This is a genomic window from Neobacillus ginsengisoli (assembly GCF_030813055.1).
In genome coordinates this window covers 22,746-39,249 of sequence record NZ_JAUSTW010000010.1, presented here as the reverse complement: position 1 = coordinate 39,249, position 16,504 = coordinate 22,746, and the positions used below count along the sequence as shown (strand labels likewise).

General features: G+C 40.8%; 16 protein-coding genes and 1 riboswitch. Of the genes, 13 read left to right on the top strand and 3 right to left on the bottom strand.

What is annotated here, in order from left to right; genetic code table 11:
- Window positions 1-11: 11 nt before the first annotated feature.
- Window positions 12-1,355 (bottom strand): UDP-glucose dehydrogenase family protein, encoded by a 1,344-nt coding sequence (locus J2S10_RS23555; RefSeq protein WP_307412970.1) that lies wholly within the window; start codon window positions 1,353-1,355, stop codon window positions 12-14.
- A 143-nt stretch (window positions 1,356-1,498) separates the two neighbouring features.
- On the bottom strand, window positions 1,499-2,236 hold the full coding sequence (locus J2S10_RS23550) for an IclR family transcriptional regulator (RefSeq protein WP_307412969.1): 738 nt from the start codon (window positions 2,234-2,236) through the stop codon (window positions 1,499-1,501).
- A gap of 192 nt (window positions 2,237-2,428) precedes the next feature.
- Between J2S10_RS23550 and J2S10_RS23545 the strand changes: the two genes are divergently transcribed.
- From J2S10_RS23545 to J2S10_RS23495, 11 genes are all read left to right on the top strand, one after another.
- Window positions 2,429-3,283, top strand: a complete 855-nt coding sequence (locus J2S10_RS23545) for a dimethylarginine dimethylaminohydrolase family protein (RefSeq protein ID WP_307413141.1) — start codon at window positions 2,429-2,431, stop codon at window positions 3,281-3,283.
- A 17-nt stretch (window positions 3,284-3,300) separates the two neighbouring features.
- The gene (locus J2S10_RS23540; protein ID WP_307412967.1) at window positions 3,301-4,062 is read left to right on the top strand and encodes a dimethylarginine dimethylaminohydrolase family protein; all 762 of its coding nucleotides are present in this window, start codon (window positions 3,301-3,303) and stop codon (window positions 4,060-4,062) included.
- Between the two features lie 32 nt (window positions 4,063-4,094).
- On the top strand, window positions 4,095-5,504 hold the full coding sequence (locus tag J2S10_RS23535; protein ID WP_370876272.1) for an amino acid permease: 1,410 nt from the start codon (window positions 4,095-4,097) through the stop codon (window positions 5,502-5,504).
- A 66-nt stretch (window positions 5,505-5,570) separates the two neighbouring features.
- Window positions 5,571-7,190, top strand: a complete 1,620-nt coding sequence (locus tag J2S10_RS23530) for a M20/M25/M40 family metallo-hydrolase (protein WP_307412966.1) — start codon at window positions 5,571-5,573, stop codon at window positions 7,188-7,190.
- Window positions 7,191-7,310: 120 nt separating this feature from the next.
- Window positions 7,311-7,511, top strand: a riboswitch (cobalamin riboswitch).
- Between the two features lie 143 nt (window positions 7,512-7,654).
- Complete coding sequence (locus J2S10_RS23525; RefSeq protein WP_307412964.1) at window positions 7,655-9,940, top strand: ribonucleoside-diphosphate reductase subunit alpha; 2,286 nt, start codon at window positions 7,655-7,657, stop codon at window positions 9,938-9,940.
- A gap of 21 nt (window positions 9,941-9,961) precedes the next feature.
- Window positions 9,962-11,008, top strand: a complete 1,047-nt coding sequence (locus tag J2S10_RS23520; protein ID WP_307412963.1) for a ribonucleotide-diphosphate reductase subunit beta — start codon at window positions 9,962-9,964, stop codon at window positions 11,006-11,008.
- A gap of 2 nt (window positions 11,009-11,010) precedes the next feature.
- On the top strand, window positions 11,011-11,460 hold the full coding sequence (locus J2S10_RS23515) for a flavodoxin domain-containing protein (protein ID WP_307412960.1): 450 nt from the start codon (window positions 11,011-11,013) through the stop codon (window positions 11,458-11,460).
- 84 nt (window positions 11,461-11,544) lie between these two features.
- On the top strand, window positions 11,545-12,018 hold the full coding sequence (locus tag J2S10_RS23510; protein ID WP_307412959.1) for a hypothetical protein: 474 nt from the start codon (window positions 11,545-11,547) through the stop codon (window positions 12,016-12,018).
- Window positions 12,015-12,509 (top strand): hypothetical protein, encoded by a 495-nt coding sequence (locus tag J2S10_RS23505; protein WP_307412957.1) that lies wholly within the window; start codon window positions 12,015-12,017, stop codon window positions 12,507-12,509. Before J2S10_RS23510 ends, J2S10_RS23505 begins: the two co-directional genes overlap by 4 nt.
- 197 nt (window positions 12,510-12,706) lie before the next feature.
- On the top strand, window positions 12,707-13,705 hold the full coding sequence (gene bioB, locus J2S10_RS23500) for a biotin synthase BioB (protein ID WP_307412955.1): 999 nt from the start codon (window positions 12,707-12,709) through the stop codon (window positions 13,703-13,705).
- 634 nt (window positions 13,706-14,339) lie between these two features.
- The gene (locus J2S10_RS23495) at window positions 14,340-14,789 is read left to right on the top strand and encodes a MarR family winged helix-turn-helix transcriptional regulator (protein ID WP_307412953.1); all 450 of its coding nucleotides are present in this window, start codon (window positions 14,340-14,342) and stop codon (window positions 14,787-14,789) included.
- A 78-nt stretch (window positions 14,790-14,867) separates the two neighbouring features.
- Here J2S10_RS23495 and J2S10_RS23490 read toward each other — a convergent pair whose 3' ends face one another.
- Window positions 14,868-15,041, bottom strand: coding sequence for a hypothetical protein (locus J2S10_RS23490; RefSeq protein ID WP_307412951.1), 174 nt, complete (start codon window positions 15,039-15,041; stop codon window positions 14,868-14,870).
- A gap of 1 nt (window position 15,042) precedes the next feature.
- Between J2S10_RS23490 and J2S10_RS23485 the strand changes: the two genes are divergently transcribed.
- Both J2S10_RS23485 and J2S10_RS23480 read left to right on the top strand, forming a co-directional pair.
- Window positions 15,043-15,291, top strand: a complete 249-nt coding sequence (locus tag J2S10_RS23485; protein WP_307412949.1) for a type 1 glutamine amidotransferase family protein — start codon at window positions 15,043-15,045, stop codon at window positions 15,289-15,291.
- Between the two features lie 200 nt (window positions 15,292-15,491).
- Window positions 15,492-16,493 carry a sugar-binding protein gene (locus J2S10_RS23480; RefSeq protein WP_307412947.1) on the top strand — a complete coding sequence of 334 codons (1,002 nt, stop codon included), beginning with the start codon at window positions 15,492-15,494 and terminating at the stop codon, window positions 16,491-16,493.
- The last annotated feature ends 11 nt before the right edge of the window (window positions 16,494-16,504 follow it).

Sequence of the window (16,504 nt, the reverse complement as noted above, 5' to 3'; positions counted from 1 at the left end):
TCACTTCCCCTTTATAAATTATTCAATCGTAGATCATCATGCTGTTGAGCTTTATTAACGGCAGGTCTTCCTATTGAAATATAAGTCATCGGATACTTTTGAACTTTATCGAGGGGATAACAATTTCGCCCATCAATCACAATCGGATTTTTCATAAAGGTGCGATATACATCCAATGGGACATGCTTGATTTGTTCCCATTCAGTGGCAATAATCGCAAGATCGGTATCTTGAAGAGCAAAGCGAATGTCGTAAGCGTACTCAATTGTGTCACCTAAAATCTTCTGAGCATTGGGTATCGCAGCGGGGTCATAGGCTCTGACTACGGCACCTTCCGCGAGCAATTCTTTGACAATCGTTAAAGAGGCAGACCCACGAACATCATCGGTATCCGGTTTAAATGCGAGACCGAGCAGGGCTATTTTTTTATCTTTTAACGAACCTATCGTTTCCTTTGCAATTAAAACGGGAAGAAATTGTTGCCGGTTATTTACCTTCATGACAGCCTCCAGCAATTCAAAGGGGTGATCCGCATTTCCCGCAAGCTGCACTAATGCTTTTGTATCTTTAGGAAAACAGGAGCCGCCAAATCCTATCCCTGCTTTGAGAAAATGATGACCAATCCGTTTATCCCGGCCAATTCCATCAGCAACTTCTTCGATATCAGCTCCGACTTTTTCACAAAGGTTTGCAATTTCATTAATAAAGCTAATCTTGGTTGCTAAAAATGCATTGGAAGCGTATTTAATCATTTCTGCACTTTTGATGTCCGTTTTGATGATCGGGATTTTCAATGGAAGATAAAGTTGTTCCAGAGTGGATGCCGTTTCAGGGTTGTCGGTGCCAATCACGATGCGGTCTCCCTGAAAAAAATCAATGACAGCAGAGCCTTCCCGAAGAAACTCAGGGTTGGAGACCACCTCTGCACAAAGATTTGGAGGTTTACGGCTGTGAATGATTTCTTGAATGAGGTCGTTCGTACCGACTGGAACCGTGCTTTTTGTACAGACAATTACATCCTTTTCGATATAATGGGCGATCGTATGAGAAACCACATGGATGTATTTTAGGTCCACTGAGCCATCCTGCATTTCGGGCGTACCGACCGCTATAAAAATGATATCAGCTTCTGAATAGGCACGATGAGGATTAATGGTAAACTGCAGCTGACCGTTACGCAGATTTTTTTCTAAAAGTGACTCCAGCCCGGGCTCATAAATCGGAGAACGTCCGTTTTGAAGCATGTTAATTTTATCTTTTTGAATGTCTATGCAAGTCACAATGTGTCCTAATTCAGCTAAACAAGCACTTGTGACTAATCCTACATAACCTGCTCCGGCAACGGTAATCTTCATCCAATCCCTCCAATAGGTTTAGTTAACTTCATTGTATTAGAGAAATGAGAATCTTTTCTAAACCTAGTGTTAAAGATGTGTAAAGAATTTGTATACCTCCAAAAAGAAATAGGGGATGACACAAATGGTCACCCCCTATTGGTCTAAGATTTGTACCCTAATTTAGTAGAAATTCTCATCCCATATTCCATTACTTTTTCAATTAAAAGGGCTTGTCTTTCCGCTGTGACATTGAAATTGACATAGCCGATACTTAGTGCACCGATTAGCTCATTTAATTTATTAAACAGCGGTACTGCAACAGATGAAGTACCCTTTGTTTTCTCACCGTGACTCACCCGGTAGCCTTCTTTTCGGATTAGCTTCAGCAATAGTAAAAAATCATCTCTTTCCTGTTCAGGTACAAGTGAATTCACGACTTTTAAAGCTTCTTTAGGAGGCATGTGAGCTAGCATGACTTTATTGGCAGCCCCAATGTTTAGCGGGATGCGAATACCTAACTGGTCATAAATGCGAATGGGGTTATGCAGACAATCTATTCTTTCCACTATTAAGGATTCCAAGCCAATTGGTTTACTAAAATACACACTTTCTTCCACTTCATACATTAATTTTTCCATTTCAGGTCGAACCAGCCCTACGAAATCAAAGGTATCATACATCTGCAAACCATACTCTAACCAAGTGTTCCCCATCGAATAAAGTTTTAGTTCAGGATCCTGTTGAATCAGCCCGTGTGTCTTCAATGATTGTAAAAGCCGATGCATCGTGCTTACCGGCAGGTCGCATTCCTTAGATAAATCAGTAATCGAGAGCCATTTTTTTGTTTCGCTTCCAGCAAGAACCTTGATTACTTGCATAGCTCGATCAATCGTTTGCATATAATCAGCTCCTATTCCAATCTATTATCTACTATTTTTGGTAAAAAGTTAATCGCTAGAGTATTTAGTAAATTCGAAATATATTGACATTAATTTCTTGCTATTATAATATCATAATTATAAAATTTCCTTCTAGAGGAATTGAATTCCACTATACGGAAAGGAGAGAGAGGATTGCATTATAGTCAATCAATGCATAAAAAATTAAATTCAGTGATTGTGAAACATCCGAAAGATGCTTTTCTAGATCAAGAGCATTTAAGTAAAGAATGGGAGAGATTCAACTATTTTCAGGAGCCGAATTTTTTAAAAGCACAGCAAGAATATGAACAGTTTATTTCGATACTTAAGCAGCATGTGGAACAGATTGAATATTTACCCGCTTCGGAAGCGGTTGGTTTAGATTCCCTTTATGTCCATGACCCCGTTAAGTTCACGAAAAAAGGGGCGATTATTTTAAAATCGGGAAAAAAACTTCGTCAGCCTGAAGCAGCGGTTTATAAACAATTTTTACGGGAAAAAGAGATTCCTATACTGGGAGAACTAACTGGAGAAGCTGTCTCCGATGGGGGAGATCTGGTGTGGCTCGATGACCGAACACTACTTGTCGGCCGCGGCTACCGGACGAATGATGAGGCAATCCGGCAAATTCGAGAAATGACCAAGGATTTAGTAGATGAATTGATTGTTGTCCCGCTTCCACATGATCAAGGGGAGGATGAATGTCTCCATCTCATGTCGATTATTAGTTTAGTAGATGATGATCTAGCAGTCGTTTACTCAAGATTAATGCCTGTGTTTTTACGACAGCTTCTGATCGAACGCGGCATAAAGATGATTGAAGTTCCGGAGGACGAATATCATCGGTTGGGCTGTAATGTGCTGGCGCTCGCACCTCGAGTTTGTGTGATGGTATCTGAAGGCTCTTACACAAAACAAAAATTAATCGAGGCAGGGGCAACGGTTTATGAGTATGAAGGAAATGAAATCTCTTATTTAGGAACAGGCGGCCCGACGTGCCTTACATGCCCTGTTATCCGCAGATAATTCAAGGAGGAGTTAACATGTTTAAAAATACGATCGTCAGAATTCCCGGTGAGAGCTATATCAATGGATTAACCACTTCCAATCTCGGAGTACCTGACTATGAAAAAGCATTAAAGCAGCACGGAGCCTATATTGAAGCACTGAAAACATGCGGCGTAGAGGTAACCGTTCTACCGGGTCATGCAGATTTTCCAGACTCTACATTCGTGGAAGATACAGCAGTCTTGACACCCGGGTTTGCCATCATTTCCAATCCGGGAGCAGCTTCACGGAATAGAGAAGTTATCGAGATGGGGCAGGTTTTAAAATCTCATTACGAAAACATGTATTATATCAAATCTCCAGGGACACTTGATGGCGGGGATATTTTGCAAATTGATCGCCATTTTTATATTGGTCTGTCTGCGAGGACCAATTTGGAGGGGGCTGAACAACTGAAGGCCCTTTTAGAATTAGAAAACTACGATGCCACCATTGTTCAATTAGATAAGTTTTTCCATTTGAAAACAGGAATTTCTTATTTAGGGAATCAAACGGTAGTGGTGGCGGGTGAATTTATTGATCATCCTGATTTTCAATCCTATAAAAAAATTATAGTACCCCCGGAGGAAGAGTACGCAGCAAATTGTATCCGAGTGAATGACTATGTCATTATTCCGTCAGGATACCCGAAAACAAAACAAATAATTAATGAGGCCGGATACGAAACGATTGAATTAGATATGTCTGAATTCCGAAAATTAGATGGCGGATTGAGCTGCTTGTCACTAAGGTTTTAAGGATACTTAAACATTTAAGGGGTGTGGGAAGTGTGGTCGAACAAGAAGAAGGGGCTCAGCAAAATCAGTTAAATCGATCGATGAAACGCCGGCATTTGTTTATGCTTTCTTTAGGCGGAGTCATTGGAACAGGGCTGTTTTTAAATGCCGGATTTACGATCCATCAAGCCGGAGTTGGCGGTTCACTCGTTGGGTATATTTTCGGCGGCATCATTTTATACTTGGTGATGGTGTGTTTAGGGGAACTTGCGGTCTATATGCCAGTAACCGGCTCGTTTCAAACGTATGCAAGTAAATTTATTAGCCCTTCAGCTGGTTTTGCCTTAGGGTGGATGTATTTCATCGGATCGGCGACCACGGCCGGTGTAGAATTTACCGCGGCAGGGATCCTGATGAAACGCTGGTTTCCGGATGTATCCGTTTGGATTTGGTGCGCTGTCTTTATCGCTCTGCTATTTTTTCTTAACGCCCTTACCACAAAAGGCTTTGCGGAAGCAGAATATTGGTTTGCTGGAATTAAAGTAATTGCGGTTATTTTCTTTCTTATCATTGGGTTTGCAGCTATTTTTGGGGCTATCCCTCTTGCAGACCGGCCGGCGCCATTTTTAAAAAATTTAGCGCCCTCAGGCCTTTTCCCGTCTGGTTTTGTCATCCTCTTTACGACGATGATGAATGTAATCTTTTCCTATCAGGGCTCTGAACTGATTGGAATTGCCGCAGGTGAAAGTGAAGAACCTCATAAGAATATCCCTCGGGCGATCCGTAACGTGCTTTTTAGAATTATCATTTTTTATCTTGCATCGATTATTATTTTATCAGCGATTTTCCCGGCAAAGGAACTGGGAATATTGGAAAGTCCTTTCGTTAAATTAATGGATCTTGCAGGAATTCCATTTGCCCCTGACATTATGAATTTCGTTATATTGACAGCTATACTGTCAGTAGGCAACTCGTGCATTTATGCTTCGACCCGATTACTGTGGGCGATGGCAGGGGACGGTATGGCCCCAAAACTTTTTGGAACCTTAACCAAACGCAAGGTGCCCTTTGCCGCTCTCGTGTTTACGATGATCTTTTCGTTATTGTCATTATTAACAAGTGTGGTCGCAGCGGACACTGTATTTGTTTTATTAATGGCGATCGCAGGGATTTCTGTTACGATTTCCTGGATTGGAATTGCCTTTTCCCAGTTAATGTTCCGGCGTAAATATATCCAAGCCGGCGGAAAAGTAGAAGATTTGCAATACAAGGTGCGATTTTATCCGCTCATCCCAATTGTTTGCATCGTATCCTGTATATCGCTGCTAGTATTCCTGGCCTTCGACCCCACCCAGCTCGTAGGACTGCTTGTAGGGATAGGATTTTTAGCTGTATGTTATCTATCTTATTACTTTAAGAATAAGAAACAAGACGGTGACAGGCACCGTTGGTGGACATTTTGATTAAAATGTCCGCGACTTGCGGACAGAGAACGATATATTTATTGAACAGAAGGAGTTTGTGACAGAATGAATCAGCTAAGATGGGAGCGACCTGAAGCACTGAGGGAGTTATTGTGCGAGGTGGTCAGCTGGAGGAGCATGACATTAACAGAGGGGGAGCGTGAATTTCCTGTAAGGTTACAGGCAAAGCTGCAGGAGCTGGCGTATTTTCAGGAGCATCCTGCTCTTTTGAAACTTCATGATGCCGACCTTGGCCGCAGATTTTTAACTGCTTTATATAAGCATCCTGAAGCGAAGGAAACCATTGTTCTTATCAGTCATTTTGATACGGTTAATACAGAAGAATATGGTGACCTTGAAGCATTTGCCTATCAGCCGGAGGAGCTGACGAGGCAGCTTCACGGAAGAATCGATGAACTCCCGGAAGATGCAAGTGAGGATTTGAAATCCGGTGAATATTTATTCGGCCGGGGTACGATGGATATGAAGATGGGGCTTGTCATGCATATGGGATTAATTGAAAAAGCGGCGGTCGGGCAGTGGCCGCTGAATCTCCTTTTGTTAACTGTTCCGGATGAAGAAGTAAATTCAGCCGGGATGCGTGCAGCTGCGGAAAAATTACTGGAGATGAAGGAAGAGCATCAGCTCGTCTATAAACTATTTCTAAACGGGGAGCCAGTTTTCACACAAGAGCCGGGTGACCTTAAATTTTATGTATACTCAGGTACAATCGGCAAAATTCTGCCTTCGGCTCTTTTTTACGGGAAAGAAACACATGTAGGTGAACCGCTTAGCGGAATCACAGCTCCTTATATCGCTTCCTTTTTGACCCAGCGAATGGAGTGGAACAGGGATTTTCAAGAAACCGTCATGGGGGAGGCGACTCCACTGCCGGTCACGCTTCAGCAAAAGGACATGAGATCGGAATACTCGGTGCAAACACCATACCGTGCCGCCGCCCTGTATAACGTATTTTTGATGAAACGGAATGCTGCTGAAATAATGGATGTTTTTGAAAAAATCGCAATAGAGGCCGCTCGGGCTTGCAGTCAGGCGTACAAGAGGGTCTGCGAGGAACAATCTGTGAAGCCTGTCAGAGAAGTACGTGTAGTAAGATATGGTGATTTACTCGAGCATGCAAAAAGAAAATTTGGCAACGAATATATCGAAGCGGTGAAAACTTCGGTTCAGGCAAACAACGAATGGGACGATCGTGAAAAATCGTTACGAATTGCTGATACGCTCATGATTCAATGTCAGGAGCTTGCTCCGGCAATCGTCCTCCTATATGCGCCACCCTATTATCCGCCGGTTAATTCGTCTGATGCCGGACTCGTTGTGCAATGTGTGGAGTATTTAAAGAAGCAGGGCCTTCAAGAATATGACTTGCCGATCCAACAAATTCATTATTTCAATGGAATCTGTGATTTGAGTTATGTGAACTATCAAGAGGATGGAGAAGGCTGGACAGTTTTCAAGGCAAATACACCTGTTTGGGGCGGGAGCTATAGGATTCCGTTCGATGCGATGAAAAAGCTGAAAGCACCTGTTTTAAATGTGGGGCCATTTGGCAAGGATGCCCACAAACGAACTGAACGTCTACATATCAAAAGTGCCTTTGAGGAAGTTCCGACATTGGTAGAGGGTATGATTAAGATGATGATGGATAAGAAAAGCAAAAACTGATTCGGGGAGCCGAATCAGTTTTTTTAGGAAGTACAAAAAGCTTGAAAAAAGAAATCGGTTCAATTACTATTATATAATACTAGATATTGTTTTAATAAACATAAACAATAACTACATATTGTGTTTGCCTTGAGTTAGGATGCCGTTAGGCTTAAAAAGGGAATCCGGTGAGAATCCGGTACTGCCCCCGCAACTGTAAATGCAGACGAAATGAGATAAACCACTATATAAGAAAGCTTATGGAAATAGGTACTTATACGGGAAGGGCTCAGAGTAGGAGGATGCATAAGTCAGGAGACCTGTCTTAACTTGAGATGTTTCACTTCTTCGGGGATTGGGAAGATGAACGGTGGCAATTAAGGACATGAAGGCCGCCAGCCTTAACCCCTTATGACTGTTATCGTTTCATCCGCTCAATTCAGTTGGGCGGATTTTTTTTATGAAAAAATGAGGAGGATGTTCGTATGGGAACACAAATTCATTCAGAACTTTATGATGTTTTAGAAGCTATCTATCAATCTACTGAGCAATATAACATCGACTCAGGAGAGATTATTCGAAAAATAACAGCCTTGAATTTAGACGGAGATCCTAATCAACAGGCATTATTGTATGCATTAAACCAAATTGCGATCGATCAGCCTGACTGGACGTTTGTCGCCTCCCGTTTGTATCTAAATGAACTATATACAAAGGCTGCGAAAAATAGAGGCTATTCGCGTTCCGTCAAGTACGGTGATTTTAATGAACTTATTCAAACCTTAACAGCAAAAGGAATCTATTCACCGAATCTTCGAGACTTTTACACCACTGAAGAAATCGCGGTGCTGGGGAAAGAAATCAATCCTGAACGGGATTACCTATTTAATTACATAGGATTATTTTTGCTCGCTGACAGGTATCTCGCCAAGGATCATGACGGAAATTTGTATGAGCTGCCGCAAGAACGTTTTATGATCATTGCGATGACGATGATGCAACAAGAACAATCGGGACATCGGATGAAACTAGTAAAAGAAGCTTATTGGGCATTGAGTAATCTTTATATGACGGTCGCTACTCCAACTTTGTCGAATGCGGGAAAAAGCTTTGGCCAGTTATCGTCCTGCTTTATCGACACCGTTGATGATTCACTTGACGGCATTTATTTAAATAATTGGGATGTTGCGAGATTAAGTAAAGACGGCGGCGGAATCGGCATTTATTTTGGCAAAGTCCGCGCCCTTGGTTCCGATATTAAAAAATTCAAGGGCAATTCCTCAGGAGTGGTGCCTTGGATTCGGCTGATAAATGATACGGCTGTCAGTGTCGACCAGCTTGGACAGCGCCAAGGAGCCGTCGCGGTATATCTTGATATTTTTCACAAGGATATCATGAACGGCTTCCTCGATTTAAAAACAAATAATGGGGACGAGCGCCGAAAAGCACACGATATTTTCACAGGTGTCGCGATTCCCGATCTTTTTATGAAAAAACTGCAGGAAGTAGATGCTGACGGAAGAAGTATTGGCGAATGGCATACGTTTTGCCCGCATCAGGTGAAACAGGTCATGGGGTGGAAAGATGAACATGGGAATCTCCTTGGCTTAGAGGATTTTTACGATGAAAAGCGACAGTTATATTTTACAGAAAAATACGAAGAAGCAGTCAGAAACCCGTTGCTGCCGCGAAAAACCTACCGGGCGATGGATATTATGGCGCGAATTATGGTGGCACAGCTGGAGACAGGCACTCCCTATATGTTCTATCGGGATGAAGTAAACCGGCAAAACCCAAATAAGCATTTGCTTGCGGAAGGTCGGACAGCTATCTATTGCAGTAATTTATGTACTGAAATTGCCCAAAATATGTCGGCGACGACAATTATCAATGAATATGAAGATGCCGACGGAAATATTGTCATCGTTCGTAAACCGGGAGATTTCGTCGTTTGCAATCTTTCTTCGATTAATCTGGCAAAAGCAGTACCTGCGAATGTGTTGGAGCGTGTGATTCGAATTCAGGTAAGAATGCTTGATAATGTGATTGATTTAAATACGATTTCGGTGGGACAAGCGCAAAGAACGAATAAAAAATTTCGGGCGATTGGGCTGGGGACATTTGGCTGGCATCATCTGCTGGCATTGAAAAAAATCTATTGGGAATCGGAAGAAGCGGTACGCTTTGCCGATGAGCTTTATGAGGAAATTGCCTATCATACGATTCGCTCTTCAATAGAACTGGCCAAGGAAAAAGGCGCTTATCCCGGGTTTAAAGGGTCGGAATGGGAGACAGGGGTTTATTTTGAGAGGAAAAATTACTGTTCCGGCAGTTGGGTCTGTTTGAAAGAAGAGGTAGGGCAATACGGAATTCGTAATGGCTGGCTAATGGCGATTGCCCCGAACTCCTCGACGGCAAAAATTGGCGGGTCAACGGATGGCATTGATCCAATTTATTCGGTGGAATATGCGGAGGAAAAGAAAAATTTTAAATTTAAAGTAACCGCTCCTGACTTGGATCATCAGACATACGAATATTATCGCCGGGCGCGCCATGAAGTGGATCAGTTGTGGAGCATTAAGCAAAACGCGGCCCGCCAGCGCCATATTGATCAGGGAATCAGTTTTAATCTATATGTCCGCCATACGATTAAAGCAAAGGATTTGTTAAATCTTCATCTTGAAGCATGGAGGCAGGGGCTAAAAACGACTTACTATGTGAGGAGCACATCCCAGGCTGAAATCGAAGAATGTGAAGCGTGCCATAGCTAAATTTCAGGGAGGAATAATTTTATGAATATGAACGCAACGCTTTTAAAAATAAAGCTTCTTAACCCGGAATTCCCCAATAAATCGACCGGAATTATCAATGGGGAATCCTCCGGACTCTTGAATTGGAATGATATTGCCTATCCGCAGATGTATGACTTGTATCAAACGCTGTTATCAAATTTTTGGAAGGCGCAGGAAATAAATATGCAGGATGATCTCAAGCAATGGGATTATCTTAGTCCTGTAGAGCAAGATGTTTTCTTGCGCTTGAATACCCAATTGGCTTCGCTTGATAGTCTGCAAACACCAACGATGACTCAGGTGATGGATTATGTAACCGATTCAAGCTTTAAGGCGATTTTTGCCGTCATTGCCCAGCAGGAAGCGGTTCACAATGAATCCTATTCGTATATTTTAAGTTCACTCGTTCCATTGGCTGAACAGAAAAAACGATTCGACCAAGCGAAAAATGACCCGATTGTCCGGAAGCGAAATCAACTTATTTTAGATGCCTATGAGGAATTTAGAAACAATCCTACTCCTTTGAACCTATTTAAACTAGCGGTAAATTCAATCAATCTCGAGGGGATTTATTTTTACGCTGGGTTTGCCTTTTTCTATCATTTGGCCAGGCAGCAAAAAATGCTGAAGACAAGCACGATGATCAGTTACATCCAGCGCGATGAGATGCAGCATGCGTATTTCATTGCCCAATTTATTCGAATCCTGTTAACTGAAAATCCTGAGCTGGATTCGGAAGAAAACATCGAATATATCTATCAAACGATTGGACAAGCGGTGGAGCTTGAGAAAGAGTGGGCTCGTTTTATATTAAAAGAAATAAAGGGAATTGATTTGGAGGAGTTCGGAGGATATGTAGAATATTTGGCAAACAAGCGCTTCCGGCAGCTTGGCTTGGTAAATCTTTATCAAGATCGGGAAAACCCGATGCCCTGGATTCATGTGTTCAGCGATGAAATGATGAACGAAACCAAGTCGGATTTCTTTGAGCAAAAATCAAGAACCTATTCAAAAGTAACCCAATCGAATGGGTTTGATGAGCTATAGGAATGAATATTGCGCTCGTTTATTCATCGATAACGGGGAATACAGAGGAACTTATTAATATCCTTAAAGGATTGTTTCGGTTTTATAATGTGGAATCCACTGCTATACGGGTCGACGATTTCCCTTTAGAAAAACTGGCCCGATATGATGCAATTGTTATTGGAACCTACACTTGGGGGGACGGAGATATCCCTGATGAAATGCGATCCTTGTACAATGCATTCGAAGATCAAGATGTAAGAAATGTCGTAACAGGCGTAGTCGGAACAGGGGACCAATTCTATCCAAACTTTTGCGGGGCAGTCGACGAATTTAGGGATATGCTTTATGTCCACACTCAATTGGCTGTAACATTAAAAATTGAGCTAACACCACAGCTGCAGGATCTGAAACGTTGCCGAAAATTTGTGGATTCCTTAATTAAACGTTTAAGTACTGTGGAAATAAAGTAGCAATTATTGCTAGTTTTGCTTGAAATGGGAATTTAATTTTCATAAAAGCCAATAATATAACCAAAAATATATTAGGAGGCTTTTATGGGCTTTGCAGTTTTTTTCTTCCTTTCGTGGCTAATAGTCGCCATATTTATCGTTATGCAGAAAAGACTCTCCATTGTTGAAAATACATTTGTTTTCTTAATTTTACTTATTGTTACAATTAACGTCTCTTGGATTGCCGGTGATGAGCTGAAGCTTATTATTCGGACTAAAAGCAGTATGAACTATACTGCGTATTTATTAAACCGAAGTATTATTATGCCTATGGTACTTATAACTCAGCTGAACATGCTTCAAAGATGTAAAACAGTTACGATGAAAATTTTAAATATAGTTTCTGCTGTGATTATCATGCTCGGTTTAAGTGTTCTCTCTAATATCTTTAATATTGAAAAATACACAAAATGGAACTACGGCTATGATGTTGTTTACTTTGTGATTCTTCTTTTAATAGCGTATTCTTCTTATAAGGCTATTAGGAAGGCATCCCAAAATGTGGTGGAATACTCATGATACTTTGGGAACATTTTGATAAGAATGAAATATATATTTTAGTAATGCTAGTGATAGCTTATACAGCCTTTTTTCTATTTCCGAAAAGGCTTCCACGGAATATTACACTGCTATTTCTAGTCTGGGGGTTTGCCAGCTCAACATTATTTGACTTTACGATTGGCGGAGGGTTACTTGATTATTATAAGGTAAATGACTCAAACCGTTATGAATTAACTGACCTTCTATCCTATTTTTTATTCGCTACATTTGGATACTTTTTTGTTTATTTCTATGAAAGATTTAGCATCAATAAAAAACGATTTATTTTTTATATCCTTGGATGGATGATCGTTGGGCTTTTTATGGAAAGGCTCTCAGGCTGGATGGGAGTAACACATTATCAACATGGGTATAAACTTCCCTACTCTGTAGCAGTTTTCCTGGTGGTTCAAACCACGACAGGGCTATTTTATGAATTAATTAAAAAGAATATGAAAGTCCAAAACTGATTCCGAAAAAGGGATCAGTTTTTTAGTGTCCGTCAGAGGGAGACAAAAATGACTTAGTGTCTTTTTGTGGTGCCTGTCACCAAATTTAATTGTTAACTAAATATTAAATTTGGTTGACAATTATCAGGCATACCATTTATCTTATAAAAGAATAGAGGAAAATTTTGGTGTAATAGTATGGAATGGAGGATGGAAGAATGTGGAATTGGAAGGAACTTGCTTTAAGAGTTCTTGATGGTGAAGAAATAACAAATGAAGAAGCATTGGAGATTTTAAACTGTCCAGATCAGGATTTGCTGGATTTAGTGAACAGTGCCTTTCTTATTCGGCATCATTACTTTGGTAACAAGGTCAAGCTGAACATGATCATTAACACTAAATCTGGACTCTGTCCTGAAAACTGCGGCTATTGCTCGCAATCAAGCATCTCAACAGCACCAATTGAAAAATACCGGATGGTGGATAAAGACACAATCATGAAGGGCGCTGAGAAGGCGCACACATTAAATGTTGGAACATACTGTATCGTTGCCAGCGGAAGAGGACCGAGCACCAAGGAGATTGAGACGGTTGTTTCAGCTGTTGAAGAAATTAAAGAAAAATATAATCTAAAGGTTTGTGCGTGTCTCGGAATTTTGAAACCGGAGCAAGCACTGCAGCTGAAGGAAGCAGGAGTTGACCGATATAACCACAACATCAATACTTCAGAGGCACATCATGAAACCATTACGACTTCACATACATATCAAGATCGGATCAATACGGTTGAACTTATTAAACAGTACGGGATATCACCTTGTTCGGGTGTCATAGTGGGAATGAAAGAAACAAAGCAGGATGTAATAAATATGGCAAGAAGCCTGAAAGTGTTAGATGCCGATTCCATTCCAGTTAATTTTCTTCATGCTATTGACGGCACCTTGCTTGAAGGGGTCAATGAACTTAACCCGAGATATTGCTTAAAGGTTCTCTGCCTGATGCGCTATATTAACCCAACAAAAGAAATCAGGATTTCAGGTGGAAGAGAAGTGAACCTGCGCAGCTTACAAGCACTAGGTCTTTATCCAGCTAATTCCATTTTTGTTGGAGATTACTTAACTACAGAAGGGCAGGAAAGCTCAAAAGACCATCAGATGTTAGAAGACTTGGGATTTGAAATTGATTTTGTTAATCACTCAGAGAATGTGAATTGCTGAAGATAATAGCAAACTGGGTGACAGGCACCGTTCGTGGACAAAAACATCATATTGTCCATTAAAGGTGGACATTATCCTTTTCTGGTGCCTGTTTCCCTCTTTGTATAAATCCTTCATGAAATCGATAACGGCTTTCTTTCCTTCTTGCTCTCCGAAAAAATTAAGGTAGTCACAGACGATAGACTTTTCGCTTCTCCAATCGACCCCCTATGGCATCTCTCCACCCTTGCAAATAGAAAGAAAGGGATTCCCTTTCGGATCAATGAAGATCCATTTACCATCTTTTTTCCCCTACAGTACGAATCCATTCAAAGTGTTATATCCTTTATCATTTTTGATAAAATTTATCATATATATAGTTAACAAATGTTTATAATAAAGGCCCTTTTCGTAAACTTTGTGGCTATTAATATAAAATAGACGAACAAAACAAAGTTTCAGGAAATAAAAACGTTTATAAAATGACGTAAAGATGCCACGATACCTTAATTAGTACGAGTTAGACATTTCGTACGAAAAACCACAATCTTTGCGAAAACAGCCATAATAAAAAATTAATAAGATCAAAAATGTTAGAAATAATAAATTTTAATTTACTAAATGTCGAGTTTTCTTTGAAGAGAGGAAAATCAGTATGGAAACTAAAGTCGAAAATATTGCGAAAAACTACATTCAACTTATTCCGTTATTTTACGGTAAATTAACCACACTACAAAAAGCTGCTCCAAAAACGGAACATGATTTGACCCATTTGCAGTTTCACATTTTGGAGGCAGTATTCCATGCGGTCGATGGAATATCTATGACGCAGCTGGCTCAAAATATCGGCATCTCGAAGCAGCAATTGACGCCTTTGGTTAATAAATTGGAAGAAGCCGAATATGTAAAGAGAGTTTCAGATACAAATGACAAGAGGGTCGTGAACCTTTTTCTCACTGAAAAGGGAAGAAAAATGGCGAGCTTACGTTGGGAAGAATTCTATCATACCCTGTGTAAACGATTTGACGAACTAAACGAGGATGATCTGCTGGATTTGGAATACGCCCTTACCAAAATCAATCGTATTCTATCTAAATTAGAGTAGGGGTTTATGTTATTAAATTAACGCACCGGACTGACTCCCGGTGCGTTAATTCATTAAAGGATGATCTTATCTTTAAGATTAATCAAATGCAAACCCACAGGAACAACGGTCTTTTCCAAATAGCAATTGATAAGAGGAGGGGAATTCCTGATTGACCCGCTGGACTTCATGGGTAAATTCTTTACTATCTGAAGGTACAGCTGAAAGTGAATCTGCCTTACTTTGAGTATCAATATGGGCTCCAGGAGGCACATTGATTTTCTCCTATCGCACAGGAATTAAGGATAAGTATAATAATATTCATTTTCCTTTGACCGCGCCGGGGTATGTAAAAGAATTGGCGGGCATTGATATTTATGATAGTGAATCATTATATAAACCTGTCATGATTACGTCTATGAAGGAAGACATGATTCCGAAGGATGGACATGCGACCGTTTGGAGAGATCTTGTTCGGCTACCGTCCGGGGGGACAGTCTCGCTCAGTCCCCCGGGACGGTAATCCATGAAAGAATGAGACGATCGTAAAGCTGTCTTTTCCATGATTTTTCTTTTTTCGACAATTTACACATAAAACGCTTTCATGGTAAATTGTTTGTATCTAATAATTAGAAGATTAAGAGTTGCGTGGAATTAATAAGGATTTCCCCATTTTTGAGTTAACCCGATGATCCGTACAGGCAATGGGATTGGAGATGTTTTATGAGCAAATTATCCATTATGGCTTATTCAGTTGGTACGCTTCTTTTTCTTGTGAGCTGTTCATTCGCAATTTTTTACGGATATAAGGTTTTAACCCATGACCCGCCCCCTGATAAAAAAACGGTAGAGACCTATCATTATCATTTTGTTCTTGTTCCTGAGGAGCTTGATAATGAATACTGGAGACTCGTTGAAAAAGGGGCAGAGGAAGCAGCGAAAAAATTTGGTGTCATGCTCGAATATGCGGGACCAAAGCAGGCAAATATCGATGAGCACTTAAAAACAATTGAGATGTCAGCTGCTTCTAAAGTGGATGGGATTATCACACAAGGATTGAGTGACGAGCAATTTACACCGTTAATTAATAAAGTCATCGGAAATGGGATCCCTGTCATTACGATTGATACAGACGCACAGGCAAGTAAACGGATTGCTTATATTGGAACAGATAATTATTATTCCGGATATTTGGCGGGAAGGGCACTTGTTGCCGATACACTGGGAAATGCGAATGTCGCCATTATTACAGGCAGTTTTTATGCCACCAATCAGATTCAGCGGGTGAAGGGTTTTCAGGATGCGGTGAAGTTTGAAAAAAGAATCCGTATTATCACGGTCCAGGAATCGGGAATTAGCAGGGTAAAAGCCGCAGAAAAAGCTTACCAAATCCTGCAGGACCACCCTGAGGTTAACGCCTTTTACGGAACGAGTGCACTCGATGGGATCGGGATTGCCCAAGTGGTTGAAAAATCTCAAATGGAGGATAAAGTTTATATTATTGGATTCGATACACTTCCTGAAACGATTTCCTACATACGTCAGGGTATTATCAAGGCAACCGTTGTCCAACAGCCATATGAGATGGGTTACGGAGCTGTAAAAATGATGGTTTCACTTATGGAGGGGAAAAAGGTTTCTCCGATTGTTCATACGAAAACAGAGATTATGAGAATAGGAGATTTACCATTGCCGCCTACGGACCGAAAGCAGGTGAGTCAGTGAAGTTATTTCGG